Source organism: Streptomyces sp. NPDC052042, assembly GCF_044548345.1.
In the GTDB taxonomy this organism is placed as follows: Bacteria; Actinomycetota; Actinomycetes; order Streptomycetales; family Streptomycetaceae; genus Streptomyces.
Genome location: NZ_JBIUBU010000005.1, coordinates 214,371 through 232,239, shown reverse-complemented (window position 1 = coordinate 232,239; position 17,869 = coordinate 214,371). Strand labels below are relative to the sequence as shown.

At 70.9% G+C, this 17,869-nt stretch carries 14 protein-coding genes and 2 pseudogenes; 4 read left to right on the top strand and 12 right to left on the bottom strand.

The genetic code is table 11. From position 1 onward, the window contains the following. The first annotated feature begins 3 nt into the window (after positions 1 to 3). Positions 4 to 573 (top strand): GTP-binding protein, encoded by a 570-nt coding sequence (locus tag ACIHCL_RS12255; RefSeq protein ID WP_399860271.1) that lies wholly within the window; start codon positions 4 to 6, stop codon positions 571 to 573. A 112-nt stretch (positions 574 to 685) separates the two neighbouring features. Next, on the top strand, positions 686 to 1,819 hold the full coding sequence (locus tag ACIHCL_RS12250) for an FAD-dependent monooxygenase (RefSeq protein WP_399860269.1): 1,134 nt from the start codon (positions 686 to 688) through the stop codon (positions 1,817 to 1,819). Between the two features lie 208 nt (positions 1,820 to 2,027). Here the strand turns inward: ACIHCL_RS12250 and ACIHCL_RS12245 are convergent, their stop codons facing one another. Both ACIHCL_RS12245 and ACIHCL_RS12240 read right to left on the bottom strand, forming a co-directional pair. Then, a complete protein-coding gene (locus ACIHCL_RS12245; RefSeq protein ID WP_399860266.1) occupies positions 2,028 to 2,429 on the bottom strand; it encodes a RidA family protein in 402 nt (133 codons plus the stop codon). Further along, a pseudogene (locus ACIHCL_RS12240) lies at positions 2,426 to 3,049 on the bottom strand (acyl-CoA dehydrogenase family protein); the annotation flags it as partial. The pseudogene ACIHCL_RS12240 and the gene ACIHCL_RS12245, both read right to left, overlap by 4 nt. A gap of 320 nt (positions 3,050 to 3,369) precedes the next feature. Here ACIHCL_RS12240 and ACIHCL_RS12235 point away from each other — a divergent pair. Further along, positions 3,370 to 4,992, top strand: a complete 1,623-nt coding sequence (locus ACIHCL_RS12235) for an AMP-binding protein (RefSeq protein ID WP_399860263.1) — start codon at positions 3,370 to 3,372, stop codon at positions 4,990 to 4,992. Positions 4,993 to 4,996: 4 nt separating this feature from the next. On the opposite strand, the pseudogene ACIHCL_RS12230 reads toward ACIHCL_RS12235, so the two are convergent. Further along, a pseudogene (locus tag ACIHCL_RS12230) lies at positions 4,997 to 5,257 on the bottom strand (enoyl-CoA hydratase/isomerase family protein); the annotation flags it as partial. Between the two features lie 244 nt (positions 5,258 to 5,501). Between ACIHCL_RS12230 and ACIHCL_RS12225 the strand changes: the two are divergent. Next, positions 5,502 to 5,936, top strand: a complete 435-nt coding sequence (locus ACIHCL_RS12225) for an ATP-binding protein (RefSeq protein WP_399860261.1) — start codon at positions 5,502 to 5,504, stop codon at positions 5,934 to 5,936. Positions 5,937 to 5,975: 39 nt separating this feature from the next. On the opposite strand, the gene ACIHCL_RS12220 is transcribed toward ACIHCL_RS12225, so the two are convergent. From ACIHCL_RS12220 to ACIHCL_RS12180, 9 genes are all read right to left on the bottom strand, one after another. Further along, positions 5,976 to 7,442: an amino acid permease gene (locus ACIHCL_RS12220; RefSeq protein ID WP_399860258.1), complete on the bottom strand. Its 1,467-nt coding sequence runs from the start codon at positions 7,440 to 7,442 to the stop codon at positions 5,976 to 5,978. A 243-nt stretch (positions 7,443 to 7,685) separates the two neighbouring features. Continuing rightward, positions 7,686 to 8,717 (bottom strand): ornithine carbamoyltransferase, encoded by a 1,032-nt coding sequence (gene argF, locus ACIHCL_RS12215; protein WP_399860257.1) that lies wholly within the window; start codon positions 8,715 to 8,717, stop codon positions 7,686 to 7,688. Between the two features lie 144 nt (positions 8,718 to 8,861). Continuing rightward, positions 8,862 to 10,097: an arginine deiminase gene (locus tag ACIHCL_RS12210; protein ID WP_399860256.1), complete on the bottom strand. Its 1,236-nt coding sequence runs from the start codon at positions 10,095 to 10,097 to the stop codon at positions 8,862 to 8,864. 192 nt (positions 10,098 to 10,289) lie between these two features. Beyond that, on the bottom strand, positions 10,290 to 12,863 hold the full coding sequence (locus ACIHCL_RS12205; protein WP_399860253.1) for a polynucleotide kinase-phosphatase: 2,574 nt from the start codon (positions 12,861 to 12,863) through the stop codon (positions 10,290 to 10,292). Further along, on the bottom strand, positions 12,860 to 14,407 hold the full coding sequence (locus tag ACIHCL_RS12200; protein ID WP_399860251.1) for a 3' terminal RNA ribose 2'-O-methyltransferase Hen1: 1,548 nt from the start codon (positions 14,405 to 14,407) through the stop codon (positions 12,860 to 12,862). The genes ACIHCL_RS12205 and ACIHCL_RS12200 overlap by 4 nt, the downstream gene beginning before the upstream one ends. Positions 14,408 to 14,451: 44 nt before the next feature. Then, positions 14,452 to 15,453: a homocysteine S-methyltransferase gene (gene mmuM / locus ACIHCL_RS12195; protein ID WP_399860250.1), complete on the bottom strand. Its 1,002-nt coding sequence runs from the start codon at positions 15,451 to 15,453 to the stop codon at positions 14,452 to 14,454. A gap of 216 nt (positions 15,454 to 15,669) precedes the next feature. Further along, positions 15,670 to 16,593, bottom strand: coding sequence for an LLM class F420-dependent oxidoreductase (locus ACIHCL_RS12190; RefSeq protein WP_399860248.1), 924 nt, complete (start codon positions 16,591 to 16,593; stop codon positions 15,670 to 15,672). Positions 16,594 to 16,839: 246 nt separating this feature from the next. Further along, positions 16,840 to 17,376, bottom strand: a complete 537-nt coding sequence (locus ACIHCL_RS12185; protein WP_399860245.1) for a DUF6099 family protein — start codon at positions 17,374 to 17,376, stop codon at positions 16,840 to 16,842. A gap of 124 nt (positions 17,377 to 17,500) precedes the next feature. Then, positions 17,501 to 17,869 (bottom strand): nucleotide pyrophosphohydrolase, encoded by a 369-nt coding sequence (locus ACIHCL_RS12180; protein ID WP_399860558.1) that lies wholly within the window; start codon positions 17,867 to 17,869, stop codon positions 17,501 to 17,503.

Sequence of the window (17,869 nt, the reverse complement as noted above, 5' to 3'; positions counted from 1 at the left end):
AACATGACAATCAGTCAGGCGGCTCCCGCCGCCGTCAAGATCCTCATCGCCGGGGGCTTCGGCGTCGGCAAGACGACCATGGTCGGCGCCGTCAGCGAGGTCACCCCGCTGAGCACCGAGGAGTATCTGACCCAGGCGAGCGTCGGCGTCGACGACCTGGCCGGTGTCGACCAGAAGGACACCACCACCGTGGCGCTGGACTTCGGCCGGATCACGGTCAGTCCGGAGCTGGTGGTCTACCTCTTCGGCACCCCCGGCCAGGAACGCTTCTGGTTCATGTGGAACGACCTGGTGAACGGGGCGCTGGGCGGGGTGGTGATCGCCGACACCCGCAGGCTGGAGACGAGTTTCGCCTCGATCGACTTCTACGAGAGCCGGAACATCCCGTTCGTCGTGGCGATCAACTGCTTCCACGGCCACAACACCCGTACGCCGGAGGAGATCAGGGCCGCGCTCGACCTTGATCCGCATGTGCCCCTGCTGGTCGGCGACGTCCGCGAGCGACCGTTCTCCCGGGACGTGCTGCTGGCGCTGGTGGACCATCTGATGGGCCTGTCGGCCGGCACCGCCTGACGGTCGCCGCCGCCGCGCCCGCCGGCCGGTCGCGCCCCTCCCGTCTCCCCCTCCTCGTCCCCTCCCTCGTCCCGCCCTTCGTCCTGTCCTTCGCGTTCTGGAGAAACCTGAGATGGCATCACCCCTGCGTGTCCTCGTCCACGGCGGCGGCATCGGCGGGCTCACGCTCGCCACCGCGCTGGGCCGATGCGGCCACACCGTCGAAGTCGCAGAAGTCCGCGACGAAGTGGAGGCACTGGGGGTCGGCATCATCCAGCCGTCCAACGCCCTGCACGTGATGCGCGAGATCGGCGTCCTGGACGACTGCCTCGAGGCGGGTTTCGAGTGGGAGACCCTCACCATCGTCGACCCGGCCGGCGGAACGCTCGCCGAGATACCCCAGCCGCGGATGGACGACGCCCCCTCAAACAACGGCATTCCGCGCCCGGCCCTGGCCCGGGTGCTCAACGCCGCCGCGGTCGCCGCGGGTGCCGCGATCCGTTTCGGCACCACCATCACCGAACTGACCGACGACGGCGCCGGTGTGGACGTCACCCTTTCCGACGGCTCCACCGGCCGCTGGGACCTGGTCGTCGGCTTCGACGGCATCGGTTCGCCGTTGCGCACCCGGCTGTACGGGAACCGTTACACCCCCGAGTACACCGGCTTCGCCAACTGGCGGGTGACCGTGCCCCGGCAGCCCCGGGTCCAAGGGGTGGTAATGGGCACCGCGGGCAAGGAGGCCAAGGCGCTGCTGACCCCGATCACCGATGACCTGATGTACCTGGGCGCGGTGTTCGCGGAGGCCGAGGACTTCCGGCCGGACCCGGAGCGGGCCCACGAGCAACTCGCCGAGCGGCTGACGATGTTCTCCGGTCCGGTCGCCGAGGCGCTGGCCGCGATCACCGACCCGGCCTCGGTAGTGTATTCGCGGATCTCCCAGGTGACGGTCGAGGAGCCGTGGCACGTCGGCCGGGTGGTGCTGGCCGGTGACGCCGCGCACGCCTCCACCCCGCACATCGCCCAGGGCGCGGCCATGGCCGTCGAGGACGCGCTGGTGCTCGCCCAGTCGCTGGACGCCGAGACCGATGTGGACGCGGCGCTCGACGCCTGGGAGGCGCGCCGCCGCCCCCGTGCCATGTGGGTGCAGGCCATGTCGCGCGCCGTCCTCAAGCAGGAGACGGGCAGCGAGACCACGCCCGAGGAGGACGAGCTGCTGAGGATCGGCATACCGGGCGCGGCCCACGCGCTGGTGAAGCCCTACTGACCGGCGCCCGCCCGTCCCGCCGCCCCGCCGCCCCGTGCGGCTGCCGGGGCGGCGGGGCGAGGCGGACCGGTCGCGCGGGGCGGGCGGGCCGGACCGCCGGTCCCCGGTCCGGCCCGCCCGACGCCCGTGCGGTCCGCTCTGCGGGTTTCACGCCGTCCGCTCTGCGGGTTTCACGGTTCGTCCTGATCACGATCCGCGGGGGGCGCGCTCAGGGCAGGACCGCCACCCCGTCGATTTCGACGAGTGCCTGCTCGTCCCGGAGACTCGCCACCCCGATCACCGCCATCGCCGGGTAGTCGCGGCCTGCCAACCGGTGCCAGATCCGGCCCAGTTCGACGGTGTGGGCGCGGTACTCGGCCACGTCGGTGGCGTACACGGTGACCCGGGCCAGGTCCGCCGGAACGCCGCCCGCCGCCCGCAGGGCGGTGAGCAGATTGGTGAGCGCCGCGCTGAACTGCTCGGGGAGCGTGCCTCCGACGACCCGGCCGCCCGGGTCGAGGGCGGTCTGCCCGGCCAGGAAGACGAGTTGGCCGCCGGTCGCCGCGACGGCGTGCGAGAACCCCGCCGGGGGCGACAGTTCGGTGGGGTTGATCCGGTGCACCGGACTCATGCGGACGCCTCCCTGTTCGCGTACAGCTCCTTGGCGATGACGGTGCGCCGGACCTCGCTGGCGCCTTCGTGGTTCCGTGGCGCGCGGACCTCCCGGTCGTGGTGTTCGAGGAGGTGGCCGCGGCGCAGGGCGCGGGCGCCGTGCAGCTGGACGGCGCGGGCCATGCCGACGGCGAACGCGCCCACGCCGGGGCGGAAGAGGTTCAAGGTGTCCATGGCGACCCGGAAGCCCCGGTCCGGTTCGCCGAGCACATCGTCGACGGTGACGGGCACACCGTCGAGGACCAGGGGCCCGACGGGGCGTGGAGCGAGCATGTCCAGTGCGGTGCCGGTGAGGCCGGGGCGGTCGGCGGGCACGGGGAACGCGGTGACTCCGCGTGCTCCGGCGCCCCGCGTCGTGCGGGCGAAGACGGTGTGGAAATCGACCCCCGGGGCGCCGGAGATCCAGCACTTCTCCCCGGTCAGCCGCCGGCCTCCGTGATCGGAGCCTGCGCCCGGGGCCGGTTCGGCGAGGGTTCTCAGCTCCTCGCACCAAGAGGTCTGTTCCGGATCGAGCGAGAATGCCGTCATCACGGCGTCTCTCCTGTCGCGTCTCGTCTGTGGCGTGCTTCTCGTTCGCTGGATTCCTCGTCTCCGCGTACCTTCGCCTTTCGCGTACACGCGTATCGCCTGCCCCCTCATCCGCGTACCCGTGTCTCCGTTTGCTCTCGTCCTCCCGGCTCCCCCGACTCCCCCGCTCCCCCGTTCCGCCGTCCCTCATCCGCCGGGCCCGTGCTGTTGGCCGGAAAGCTTCACCGGCCAACAGCACTGGCGGGGCGTCATGTCCGTATCCCGTCCGTGCGCCCGGCCCCGCCGGTTCCGCCTGCCTTCGCCATGTCACGGACCGTTGACTACCGTCACCGGAACGATACGCTCCAAGGGCGACAAGGGGGCGATCCGTCATGGACCCGAAGACCTCAGCGCACCTCGACACCTTCGCCCGCGAACACCTTCCTTCCCCGGACCAGTGGCCGGAGCTGCTCTTCGACCTCCCCGAACTGCGCTACCCCGCCCGGCTCAACTGCGCGACGGAACTCCTGGACCGGACCGCCGACCGGCTGGGCTCCGACCGCCCGGCCTTCCGTAGCGTCGGCGGCGCGGTATGGAGCTACGGGGAGCTGCGGGAGCGGGTGGACCGGATCGCCCACGTCATGACCACCGATCTGGGGGTCGTCCCCGGCAACCGGGTCATGCTGCGGGGCCCCACCACCCTTCATCTGGCGGCCTGTTGGCTCGCGGTGCTGAAGGCGGGCGCGATCGCCGTCACGGTCCTGGACCGGCAGCGGGCGGCCGAACTGGCCGCCATCGGCTCGATCGCCCGGGTGAGCCATGCGCTGTGCGACGTCCGGGCCGTCGACGACCTGGTGCGGGCCAGGGTGCCGGGGCTGCGGATCACGGTGTACGGAGGCGGTGGGCCGGACGATCTGCTGCGCCTGGCCGGGGCCAGAGCCGAAGCGGGTCCCTACCCCCCGGTGGACACGGCGGCGGACGACGTCGCGCTGATCGCCTTCACCTCGGGCACCACCGGACGTCCCAAGGGCTGCATGCACTTCCACCGGGACGTGCTCGCCATCGCGGACACGTTTTCGCGCCATGTACTGCGTCCCACCCGCGACGACGTGTTCGCGGGCAGTCCGCCGCTCGGCTTCACCTTCGGGCTCGGCGGTCTCGTCGTATTCCCGCTGCGGGCCGGTGCCAGCGCGCTGCTGCTCGAACGGTCCGGCCCGGACCGGCTGCTGCCCGCGCTCGCCGCCCATCGGGTATCGGTGCTGTTCACCGCTCCGACCGCCTACCGTCTGATGCTCGACCAGGTGGACGGGCACGATCTGAGCGCGCTGCGGCGCTGCGTCTCGGCCGGGGAGAACCTTCCGGCCGCCACGTGGTGGTCCTGGTACGAGCGGACGGGGCTGCGCATCATCAACGGCATCGGTGCCACCGAACTCCTGCACATCTTCGTCTCCGCCGCCGATGACGCGGTCCGCCCCGGCACCACCGGTCTTCCGGTGCCCGGATGGCAGGCCCGGGTGCTGGACCGCGAAGGGCGGCAGGTGCCGGACGGACAGCCCGGTCTGCTCGCCGTGCGCGGGCCGGTCGGCTGCCGCTACCTCGCCGACGAACGCCAGCGGGAGTACGTGGCGCACGGCTGGAACATCACCGGCGACACCTATGTGCGGGACGCTGACGGCTACTTCCGCTTCGTCGCCCGCGCGGACGACATGATCGTCTCCTCCGGCTACAACATCGCCGGCCCCGAGGTCGAGGACGTCCTCCTGCGGCATCCTCGGGTGGCGGAGGCCGCGGTGGTGGGCAAGGCGGACGAGCTGCGCGGCCGGATCGTGGTGGCGTACGTGGTGCCGCGCGCGGGCGCGCGCCTGTCGTCCGATGAGCTGCTGACCTATGTGAAGGGCGAGCTGTCCCCGCACAAGTGCCCGCGTGTCATCGAGTTCGTGCCCGCCCTCCCGCGCACGGCGACGGGGAAGCTCCAGCGTTTCCGCCTGCGCGGCGGTGGACCCGAAGGGGACTGAACGGGGCGAGCGGGACGCCGGTGATCTCGTCGACGTCGCCGCCCGAGCAGAAGCCGCGCCCCTCCCCCGCGAGCACCAGGGCGCGTACGCGGCGCTCACGGGACAGTCCGGCGAGCAGGTCACGCAGATCGACGCAGGCGCCGAAGGTGAGCGCGTCGAGTCTCTCGGGCCGGTCGAGGGTGACGGTGGCGACTCCGTCGTCCGTCGTCAGGCACAGATGACGCCATTCATCCGTTCGGGGGGCGGAGCCGGGAAACGGGCTCACGAAGGCGGCTCCGCTTCAGCCGTCGGGCCGCCATCTTCCCACGAAAGTATCACTTATATGTGACTTCCGTCATGGGAAAGCGATATGCCGGAGCGTGAGAACGTAGTGCCGAACGTCCCCCTTCGCACCGGTCGGCGGACCCTTGTCCGAGTTGTTGCGCTTCGTAAGGTTGAAGTTCAGAAGTTATTGACCTCAAGAGAGTCACCCGACAGGGAGTCCCCGACTCCGGAACGGAAACGCTGCCGTGCCACCCGATGCCCCCTTCCCCGCCTCCTGGCGGGTCGCCCTGCCGCACACGACGGTGGCCGTTCCGGTCGCCCGAGCGCTGATCCGTACGGCACTGGCGGACATCGAGGCGGCAGCCGACTCCGAGACCGCCGAACTCCTCACCGCCGAACTGGTCGCCAATGCGGTGGAGCACACCCGCGGCGACGAGCCCATCGAACTGGTGGTGGAGCTCTACCCGACCGGCTGCCAGGTGGAGGTGCACGACCGCGACCCCACGCCTCCCGGCGACCTCTCCCGTCCCATGCCCGGCCGCGAACCGGACCCCTGGCAGGAGCACGGCCGGGGCCTGCTGCTCATCCGCACGCTCAGCGCCTCCTGCGGTCACCGCACGACGGAGCACGGCAAGGCCGTGTGGTTCACGCTGCCGTCCCAGGCGGCGCCCCGCGACTGACCTCAACACCCGGGCGCCGCCCGGGGAGCCGCCCGGCCCCTACCGGGCCTGCGACGCGGCAAGCCGGGAGCGGCTACGCCCGTAGCAGGCGTACACCACCGCGCCGACCAGCAGGAACACGGCGAACTGGACCCAGGTCGCCCAGCCCGTCCCGTACATGAGGTAGAGGCAGAAACCGACGCCCAGAACGGGGCTCAGGGGATACAGCGGCACTCGGAACGACCCGCGCACCTCGGGGTTGCGGCGGCGCAGCATGATCACCGCGAGGTTCACCACGACCATGATGCCGAGGGTGCCGATGGTGGTCAGGTTCACCACCACGTCGAGCGACGAGAAGGCCGCCGGGACCGCGAAGACCACCGCCGTGACCCAGGTGTTGGCGACCGGCGTCGAGGTGCGCGCGGAGACCCGCTCGAAGACGCGCGGGATCAGGCCGTCGCGGGACATCGACATCAGGATGCGGGTCTGGCCGTACATCACCGTGAGCACGACGGAGGCGATCGCGACGACCGCCCCGAACGCGATGACCGCGCCCCCGGCGGACGATCCGGTGACCTGGTCGACGACGATCGAGAGCGCGGCTGGCCTGCCGGCGACGTCCCGCGGGCCGAGCGCGCCGATGGCGGCGAGCGCGACGGCGCAGTAGAGCACAGTCACCAGGCCGATGCAGACCATGATCGCGATCGGGATGTTCCGGCGCGGGTTTCTGACCTCCTCGCCTGCGGTGGTGATGGCGTCGAAGCCGATGTACGAGAAGAAGGCCAGCGACGCGCCCGCGGTGACCCCGCCCACCCCGTGCGCGAGGAAGGGCGTGAGGTTTCCGTGCCGGAAGGCCGTGAAGGCGATCGCGCAGAACAGGGCCAGAATGCCGATCTTGAGCACGGCCATCGCGGCGGTGGCCCCGGCACTCTCCCGGACGCCGCGCACCAGCAGGGCGGCGGCCATCATGATCACCAACACGGCCGGCAGGTTGATCAGTCCGCCGTCGGCGGGCCCCGCCGAGAGCGCGGCGGGCAGTTGCCCGCCGAACAGGCTGTCCAGGAGTTCGTTGAGGTACTGGCTCCAGCCGACGGCGACCGCGGAGACCGAGACCCCGTACTCCAGCAGCAGGCACCAGCCGACGAGGAACGCGACTCGTTCACCGAAGGTCGCGTAGGCGAAGGAGTACGAGCTGCCGGACACCGGGATCGCGCTGCCCAGCTCGGCGAAGGAGAAGGCGGTGAAGACGCACGTGATCGCGGCGAGCACGAAGGAGAGCACGACGGCCGGCCCGGCCTTCGCGACGCTGTCGGAGAGGCCGACGAAGATGCCGGTGCCGACGACGGCGCCGACACCGAAGCACACCAGCTGGAAGAGGCCCATGGTGCGCTTGAGGCCGTGCCCCTCCAGGTCGGCGCCGGATTCGGCGATCAGCTGGAGGGGGTTCTTGATGCGCGGACCGGCCGGGCTCGGACGGTTCGGCGGGCGCAGCGGACTCACGGGGCGATCTCTTCTCTGGTGGAGCATGTGGGGGGCGGCGCCGGGGGCCCGTGGGGAGCCCCGGCGCCGGTGGAACTTCGAAGGCCGCCGGGGCTTCGGAGCCGGACGGGGTACGGCCGTCGGCAGGATTGGGGCTGCCGGAGGGGCCGCGGCGCCGTGGGCTGGCACTCACGAAAGCGGGGTTCGAGCGTCCGCGCCCGAACCCCACCAAGGGGCACGATAGTAGTCACCCCTGCGCATGTTCACCCAATCGGGTGCATGACCATGCGGTCAGCCGCCGCAAGCCGTGGCCCCGGCCGCCGGGCCCGCCAGCGTGGCCACCAGAACGGCCTTGATCGTGTGCATCCGGTTCTCGGCCTCGTCGAAGACGATGGAGTGGGCGGACTCGAAGACCTCGTCGGTGACCTCCAGCTCCGTCAACCCATGGGCCGCCGCGACCTCCCGCCCGACCGCGGTGCCGAGGTCGTGGAAGGCCGGAAGGCAGTGCAGGAACTTCACGTCCGCGTTGCCGGTGGCCCGCAGGACGTCCATGGTCACGGCGTACGGCGCGAGAGCCTCGATCCGCTCGGCCCAGACCTCCTTGGGCTCCCCCATGGAGACCCAGACGTCGGTCGCGACGAAGTCCACTCCCTTGACGCCTTCGGCGATGTCCTCGGTGAGGGTGACAGTCGCGCCGCTCGTTTCGGCCAGCCTGCGGGCCTCGCCGACGATCTCGTCGGCCGGCCAGTACGACTTCGGCGCGACGATCCGTACGTCCATGCCCAGCAGTGCCCCGGTGACCAGGTACGAGTTGCCCATGTTGAAGCGGGCGTCACCGAGATAGGCGAAGGCGATGCGGTCCAGCGGCTTCCTGCTGTGCTCGGTCATGGTGAGCACGTCGGCGAGCATCTGGGTCGGGTGCCAGTCGTCGGTGAGGCCGTTGAAGACCGGAACGCCGCCGTGGACGGCCAGTTCCTCGACGGCTGCCTGGCTGTCGCCGCGGTACTCGATACCGTCGAACATGCGACCGAGGACGCGTGCCGTGTCCTTCACCGATTCCTTGTGTCCCATCTGGGAGCCCGAGGGATCGAGGTAGGTCGTGGAGGCCCCCTGGTCGGCGGCCGCCACCTCGAAGGCGCAGCGGGTGCGGGTCGAGGTCTTCTCGAAGATCAGAGCGATGTTCTTGCCACGCAGCCGCCGCACCTCGGCACCCGACTTCTTCGCGGCCTTGAGCTCGGCCGCGAGATCGATCAGACCGCGGAACTCCTCGGCCGTGAAGTCCAGCTCCTTGAGGAAGTGGCGGCCTGCGAGGTCTATGGCCATGGGACAGCTCCTGGGTGAGGCGGCGATCGAACATTCAGCGACCATGAAAGTCTATACGAAGCCTTGCATCGCTATACAGTGCCGCTGGGAGCACGAAGGGAGCCGGCTCCGGCTCCGAACACTGTCGCTCCCGGGGCGCCCGCATCACCGCACGGCATCGCGCTCCACGGGGCAGCTCATGCAGCGGGGCCCGCCCCTGCCCCGGCCCAGCTCGCTGCCGGGGATCTCGATGACCTCGATGCCCTCCTTGCGCAGATGGGTGTTGGTGGTGACGTTGCGCTCGTACGCGACCACGACACCCGGTTCGACGGCGAGCACGTTGCAGCCGTCGTCCCACTGCTCGCGCTGGGCGGCGTGCACGTCCTGGACGGCTGTGAGGACCCGGATCGAGTCCAGCCCGAGGGCATGCGCGATCGCGTGGTGCATCTGCTCGGGCGGGTGATCGGTGACCTTCAGGTCCCTCGGCCCGTCGCCCGGTTCGATGGTGTACGAACGCAGCATGCCCAGGCCCGCGTACTTCGTGAAGGTGTCGCCGTCGACCATGGTCATGACCGTGTCCAGATGCATGAACGCCCGGCGCTTGGGCATGTCGAGCGCCACGATCGTGCGCGCCGAGCCCGCGTCGAACAGCCCGCGGGCCAGCATCTCGACGGCCTGCGGGGTGGTGCGTTCGCTTATCCCGATGAGCACGGCACCGTTCCCGATGACCAGGACGTCACCGCCCTCGATGGTGGAGGGATAGTCGTCCTGCCCCTGCGACCAGCGGTGGAAGGCACCCGCGTCGGGGCCGGTGAAGAGCGGATGATGACGGTAGATCGCCTCGAAGTGGACGGTCTCGCGCTGCCGGGCCGGCCAGCGCATCGCGTTGATGGACACCCCGTCGTATATCCAGGCGGAGGTGTCCCGGGTGAAGAGGTGGTTCGGCAGCGGGTCGAGCAGGAAGTCGTCGAGGTCCATGACGTGGAAGCGGACAGAGGTCGGCTCGGCATGCCGCTCCAGGAACTCCCGCTTGGTCATCCCGCCGACCAGCGCCAGCGCCAGCTCCGAGGCAGGCAAGTCCTCGAAGGACGCCCGGAGGTGCTCGGTGGCGAGCGGTCCGTACTCCTTCTCGTCGAAGACCCGGTCCAGGACGAGCCGCCTGGCCACCGGGATCTCCAACGACTCACGCAGCAGATCACCGAAGAGGTGCACCTCCACCCCGCGGTCGCGCAGCACGTCCGCGAAGCCGTCGTGCTCCTGGCGGGCCCGGCGGACCCAGAGCACGTCGTCGAACAGCAGCGCGTTCTTGTTGTCGGGTGTGAGCCGCTTCAGTTCCAGATCCGGACGGTGCACGATGACGCGGCGCAGCCGCCCGGTCTCGGAGTCGACGTGGAATCCCATGCCTCCATCCTCACCGCGCGGAGGATCGTTCACCCGGCGAATCGCCAGCGGGTTTCCCGTCTTCGTGGCGCGCGCCGTCCGCCGGCGCGGGCGCGACGGCCCGCGCGGTGCGCCGGCCCGCTGGACCAGGACGGACGCGAGCGCCGTGACCGGCGGCCCGTGTCCGTCCCGGCACCGGCGCCGGGCGGGGCCTCAGAGGCGGGGGTCGACCGGCTCCGACTCCAGGGCCAGTACCGCGAACACCGCTTCGTGGACCCGCCACAGCGGCTCCCCGTCGGCCAGCCGGTCCAGCGCTTCGAGCCCGAGCGCGTACTCCCGCTGCGCCAGCGAGCGCTTGTGGCCGAGGAACCGGCCGCGCAGCCGCTCCAGGTTCTCCGGGCGGGTGTACTCGGGTCCGTAGATGATCCGGAGGTATTCCCGACCGCGTACCTTGAGCCCGGGCAGGACGAGCCGTCCGCGGCCGTCCCGCACGAGCGCGGCGAGCGGTTTGACGACCATGCCCTCACCGCCGTTCCCGGTCAGCTCCAGCCACCAGTCGGTCCCGGCACGCACCGATGCCTCGTCACCCGTGTCGACGACGATCCGCCGGGTGACCTGGAAGAGTCCCGTCGGATCGTGCTCGACCATCCGGTCGATCCAGGCCAGCTGCTCGTCGTGCGGCACCGCGGCCAGTGAGCGACCCTCCACGGCGAGCACCTGGAACGGCGCGAACCGGACCCCGTCCAGGCCCTGGGTGCTCCAGCAGTAGCGGCGGTACGCCTCGGTGAACGCGGCCGCGTCCTCGGACCGCGCGCGCCGGCGGTCGGCGAGGGCGGTCACGTCCACTCCGCGCGCCGCCGCTGCCGCCAGAGCCGCGCCCGCCGCGGGCAGGGCGGCGCCCGACGCGGCGCCGACGGAGGCGTACTGCGAGCGCAGCAGCCCGGACGCCTTGAGGGACCACGGCATCAGCTCGGCGTCGAGCAGCACCCAGTTGGTGCCCCACTCCTCCCAGAGCCCGGCGGCGGTGACGGCGGTACGCAGCCTGTCGAGAACCGCCTCGGTGAACGCGGCGTCGCCGAAGAACGGGCGCCCGGTACGGGTGTACAGCGCACCGGTCGGGCCGTCCGCGCCGCCGGGGGCGCGGGTGGCGTCCCCCACACCGAAGCGCTCGCGGGCGGTGTCCGCGTCCCGGCAGACCAGGGCCACCGCGCGGGAGCCCATGTGCTTCTCCTCGCACACCACGCGGGCGACACCGTCCGCCCGGTACTGGGCGAACGCCTCGGCCGGGTGCTCCAGATAGCCGTCCTCGCGCGAGGTGGCCGTGGGCGCCATGGTCGGGGGGAGGTAGCCGAGCAGCTGGGGGGCGACGGCGAACCGGCTCATGACCTCCAGCGCCGCCGCGGCGTTCTCCTCACGGACCGCGACCCGGCCCAGGTACCGGGTCTCCACGATCCGGCGGCCGTGCACATCGGCGAGGTCCAGCGGCCGGCCCTCCCGGCCGCCCGGCGCCTCGGTGGTCAACGGCTTGACCGGCTCGTACCAGACCTGCTCGGCCGGGACGTCGACGATCTCGCGCTCCGGCCACCGCAGCGCGGTCATCTTCCCGCCGAAGACCACGCCCGTGTCCAGGCAGATGGTGTTGTTGACCCAGGAGGTGTGGGGCACCGGGGTGTGGCCGTACACCACGGCGGCTCGGCCCCGGTACTCCTCCGCCCACGGATAGCGCACGGGCAGGCCGAACTCGTCGGTCTCGCCGGTGGTGTCCCCGTACAGCGCGTGCGAGCGGACCCGGCCGGAGGTGCGCCCGTGGTACTTCTCGGGCAGCCCGGCGTGACAGACGACGAGTGCGCCCCCGTCGAGCACGTAGTGGCTGACGAGCCCGTCGATGAACTCCCGCACCCGCTCCCGGAACGCCGGGTCCCTCTCGTCCTCGCGCTCCAGCTGCTCGATGGTCTCGGCGAGTCCATGGGTGTGCTGGACCTTGCGGCCCTTGAGGTACCGGCCGAGCTTGTTCTCGTGGTTGCCCGGTACGCACAGGGCGTTGCCCGCCGACACCATGGACATGACGCGGCGCAGGACACCGGGGCTGTCGGGGCCACGGTCCACCAGGTCGCCGACGAAGACGGCCGTGCGCCCGTCCGGGTGCGCGCCGTCGACGTAGCCGAGCTCGGCGAGCAGCGCCTCCAGCTCGGAACGGCAGCCGTGGACGTCGCCGATGATGTCGAAGGGACCGGTGAGGTGGCGCAGATCGTTGTAGCGGCGTTCCAGCACGACTTCGGCGCGCTCGACCTCCTCCTCGGTGCGCAGGACGTGCACCTTGCGGAAGCCCTCGCGTTCCAGGCCGCGCAGCGAGCGCCGCAGTTCGCGGCGGTGGCGCTGGATGACGCGGCGCGGCATGTCGGCCCGGTCGGGGCGGGCCGCGTTGCGGGCGAGGCAGACCTCCTCGGGCAGGTCGAGGACGATCGCGATGGGCAGCACGTCGTGGCTCCGGGCCAACCGGACGAGCTGTCCGCGGCCCTCGGCCTGGACATTGGTGGCGTCCACCACGGTCAGCCGGCCGGCGGCGAGCCGCTTGCCGACGATCGTGTGCAGGACGTCGAAGGCGTCCCGACTGGCACTCTGGTCGTTCTCGTCGTCGGCGACGAGACCTCGGCAGAAGTCCGAGGAGACGACCTGTGTCGGCTTGAAGTGCCTGCGGGCGAAGGTGGACTTGCCGGAGCCGCTGGCTCCGATGAGGACCACGAGGGAGAGGTCGGTCACGGGCAGGGCGCGGGACGTGCTGGTCATGCGGCTTCTCCCTCCGTCTCGGTCCGGTGCGCGGATCCGTTCCCGGACGCGCTCCCCTGGGTGTCGGCGGCCCGGCCTCTGGCCCGGCGCCCGGTGTCGTCGGCGGCGGTCATCGTGAACAGGGCCATCTGCGTGGGCGGCCCGACCTCCGGGTCATCGGGCCCCACGGGGCGGAACTCGACGCGGTATCCATGCCGCTCGGCCACGTTCCGGGCCCATGCGCGGAACTCGGCCCTGGTCCATTCGAACCGGTGGTCGCCATGACGCATGTGTCCGGCCGGCAGGGTCTCCCAGCGGACGTTGTACTCGGCGTTCGGCGTCGTCACGAGCACGGTCCGAGGGCGGGCCGAACCGAACACCGCGTACTCCAGCGCGGGCAGCCTCGGCAGGTCGAGGTGTTCGACGACCTCGCTGAGCACGGCCGCGTCATAGCCCTTCAGCTGTTTGTCGGTGTAGGTGAGCGAACTCTGCCGGAGCGTGATCCGCGCGGCCTGCCGCTCACCCATCCGGTCCAGCTTGAGCCGTCGCGCGGCGACGGTCAGGGCGCGCATGGAGACGTCCACGCCGACGATCTGTGTGAACGCGGTGTCCTTGAGCAGCGCCTGCACCAACTGTCCCTGGCCGCAGCCGAGGTCGAGCACCCGGCGCGCGTCGGCCGCGCGCAGCGCGTCCAGAATCGCGGTGCGCCGCTGCTCGGCCAGTGGCACCGGCTTCTCCTCGGTGTCCTCGGTCTCGTCCACGGCGTTGTCGACGTTCTCGACGTCGAGGTCGTCCGACTCTGCGAGCCGCACCAGTTCGAGCCGCTGTGCCGCCTGCCGCGACAGGTCCCACCGCCGGGACAGATAGCGGCTCGTGATCAGTTTCCGCTCGGGGTGCGTGGCCAGCCAGCCCTCTCCCGCCCGCAGCAGCTTGTCCACCTCGTCCGGTGCGACCCAGTAGTGCTTGGCGTCGTCGAGCACCGGGAGCAGGACGTACAACTGTCGCAACGCGTCCGCGAGCCTCAACTCGCCCTCCAGCGCAAGCCGGACGTACCGCGAGTCCCCCCACTCCGGGAATCGCTCGTCCAGCGGTATGGCCACCGCGTCCACCCTCGTCCAGCCGAGCGGCCCGAAAAGTGCGCGCACCAGTTCCGATCCGCCGCGCGCCGGCAGCGCGGGCACCTCGATCCGCAGGGGGAGCGGCGTCCGGGCGCGCTCGGGCAGCGCCTGGCACGCCCCCTTCAGCGCGGTCTTGAAGACTGTGCTCATCGCCACGGAGAGCAGCGAGGACGCCGCGTACGGACGGTCGTTGACGTACTGTGCGAGTGCCGCGTCGGGGGCGCCGCCCCTTCCCTTGCCCTTGCCTCGACGCACCAGTGCCACGGGATCCACCTCCAGCAGGAGCGCCGCCGTGCAGCGCTCGGCGGACGCCTCGGGATAGAAGACGTGTGCCGTGCCGTGAGAGGTGGAGAACGCCTGTGCCTTGTCGGGATGCTTGTGCAGCAGAAAGCCGAGGTCGGTCGCGGGACGTTCCGGGTCGCCGGTGGTACTGATCGTCAAGAACACACGTCCGATTATGGTCCGGTCCACTCACCCACCACCAAGCATTTTCAAGTGCCTTGCTCCCGCCGTACTTCCTGGTCACCCCTCCCTTCCGCACGCCCGGCGCCGACACCGAGCACCTCGGCCAGCTCCGTGACGGTGTCCGGTCCGATCCGGCAGCACCCGCCCACCAGCCGCGCGCCCGCGTCCCGCCAGGACCGTGCCGTGCCGGGATCGAACGTGACGCCGCCCGCCCACGCCGCGCCCCGGGTGTCCCACCGCTCGCCGCTGTTGGGATAGACGACGACCGGCTTCCCCGCCGTCTCGGCCGCCACCCGCACCGCCCGGTCCGCATCCGCCGGATCGCAGCAGTTCACCCCCACGGCGAGCACCTGATCGCACCCCGCTGCCACCGCGAAGGCCGTCTCCAGCGGCTGTCCCGCCCTGGTCCGGTCCCCCGCGACGCTGTACGAGAGCCAGGCGGGCAGCCCGCATCCCTCGATCGCCCGGAGCATCGCCTCGGCCTCGTCGACGTCCGGCACCGTCTCCAGCGCCAGCACGTCGGGCCCCGCCTCGGCGAGTGCCTCGATCCGGGGCCGGTGGAACCGCTCCAGCTCCCGGACCGAGAGCCCGTATCGGCCCCGGTACTCACTGCCGTCCGCCAGCATCGCGCCGTACGGGCCGATCGAGGCGGCGACCCATATCTCCCGCTCCGCTCCCTCCGCGGCCCGCCTCGCCAGCCGGACGCTGCGGGCGAAGAGCTCCGCCGCCCCGGCCCGCCCGATCCCTCGTCGCCCGAACCCCTCGAAGGTCGCCTGGTAGCTCGCCGTGATGAGCACCTGCGCGCCCGCCCGCGCATAGGCCGTGTGCGCCGCGACGATCTGCTCCGGCTCGTCAGCCAGCGAGCGGGCCGACCACAGGGCATCGGACAGGTCGCACCCCTGCGCCTCCAGTTGATTGGAAAGACCCCCGTCGAGCAGGACCACTCCCTGGGAAAGCGCATGACCGAGACCGCGGGCGGACGCGCCCTCGACCGGACGTCGGACGGATTGCAAGGTTGCCTCCTTCATGAGCCACGACGCGCCTCGACCACCCTGGGTCTTGAGGGCGGCCCGGGCCGGGCCCCTCGCCCCGGGCCGCCCCGGCAGATCGAGGCCGGGCCGAACCCCCGAGCCGATCCCGGGGTCCGGTCCCGGTCGGCGTCCCGGACCCTCCGGTGCCGAGCGGCCTCCTGCTGGAGAGCGCCCGGGCCGTTCCCCGATCGGACGGCGTGGGCGGCGGCCCGTTCAGCCGAGCCGGGACTGGACCTGGGACGAGATCAGCTCCAGATGCTCCAGATCGTCCAGGTCCAGGACCTGGAGGTAGATGCGGGACGATCCGATCGCGCCGTACCGGCCGATCTTGTCGACGACCTCGGCGGGCGAGCCCGCGAGTCCGTTGGCCTTCAACTCCTCGACCTCACGGCCGATCGCGGAAGCGCGACGCGCCACTTCCGCGTCGTTCTTGCCGACACAGACGACGAGGGCGTTGGAGTACACCAGATCGTCGGGCGCGCGGCCGACCGCCTGAGCCGCTTCCCGGACCCGGCCGAACTGCTTCTCGCTGTCCTCCAGCGACGCGAAGGGGATGTTGAACTCGTCCGCGTACCGAGCGGCCAGCCTCGGGGTGCGCTTCGCCCCGTGCCCGCCGATCAGGATCGGCACCTTGGCCTGTGCGGGCTTGGGCAGCGCGGGCGAGTCGGTCAGCTGGTAGTACGTGCCGTCGAAGCTGAACGTCTCACCGATCTCGGTCGACCACAGGCCGGTGACGATCTCCAGTTGCTCCTCCAGCCTGCCGAACTTCTCCTTGGGGAACGGAATGCCATAGGCCCGGTGCTCCTCCTCGAACCAGCCCGCGCCGAGTCCGAGCTCGACTCGGCCGCCCGACATCTGGTCGACCTGAGCGACCTGGATGGCGAGGACACCCGGCAGCCGGAAGGTCCCGGCGGTCATGAGCGTGCCGAGACGGATTCGCTTGGTCTCGCGCGCCAGCCCGGCCAGAGTGATCCACGCGTCGGTCGGGCCCGGCAGCCCGTCGCCGGGGCCCATGCGAAGGTAGTGATCGGAACGGTAGAAGGCGTCGAAGCCGAGGTCCTCGGCCGCCTTGGCGACGGTGAGCAGAGTGTCGTAGTCGGCCCCTTGCTGGGGCTCGGTGAAGATTCGAAGATCCATACCACCATCCTGCACCTCGGGACGCCGGCCGCTCCTCTCCCCGTACCCCGCACGTACCACCATTGCCGATGCCGGATGCGGTACTGCCGGCCGTTTCCACCGGTCACGGCCGACTCGCCGTTCGCCACCGATCCACGAACCACGCCCCATCCATGGACCATGACCGAACCAGTGGCCGCAATCGACGCGTTGATCACACCCACCCGCTGGTCACAATCGGCATGGCGTTCGCGCACCGCCCGCTGCTCACCACCGGCCCTTTGCCGGAGCGACCGGTCTGCCGACCGCACCGAACGGGCCGTCCCGCTCCCGGCCTCCTTCCGGACTTCGCCGTCGTTCCCGCTCCTGTTCGTCCAGACACCGCAACATGCCGTGCACCCGGTCCATCGACTCGTCGGCCGCGTCGATCGCCTCCATGCACTGCCAATAGAGCGCCTGCTCATCGGTCTCGCACGCCACCCCCACCAGGGCCATCCCCACTTCCCCGAGCAACGCTCCCAGACTCGTCAACGTCGCGCGGGGTTCAACCAGTTCGGACAACTGGACGGCCCTCGCGACCTGCGCTCGCGCCGCCGGATGGTCCAGTGGTCCTCCGCTTCTGCCACCGATCTCACTGAGCCCGCGCGCCTCGCCCCGTAACTCCTTCGGCCCCTCCACGGCCAGCCGACTGCCGATCGCCTGGGCGAGCGCCTGGGCCTGCCACGCCTCGGTGATGATGTCCGGCGTGCCCCGGCTCTGCGCCAGCGCACGCCGACTGACTCCAACAAGCCGCTCCGCTTCCATGTGTGACCCCCGTCCGTACGAAAAGCCGCTCAACTCATCCATTACCCACAGTGAGGGCACCAGCATCGGAAAGCCAGGGGAATTCGGAAATCTGTGGACACAAATTCAACTGTGGATAAGTTGATCACTCCGAAGAGTAACGATCCTGGGATGCGGCACCCTCAGGGCGCCCCGGAATCGGAAATCTGACCTCATTCCGGTCGATCTTCTCCGACAGCGCCTGCAGCGCATCAACCCCCAGCGCCTCGCACAACTGCAGCAGATATGCGAGGACATCCGCGACCTCGTCCGCCACGCGGTGCGCCGTGCCGGGATCCTCCATCACGCGCGCCGACTCCTCCGGCGTCAGCCATTGGAAGATCTCCACCAGCTCGGACGCCTCGACGCTCAGCGCGATCGCCAGGTTCTTCGGGGTGTGGTATCGCCCCCAGTCCCGCGCGGCCGCGAAGGCGGCCAGTCGTCGCTGCAGGGCTCGTACATCAAGTTCCGTCAC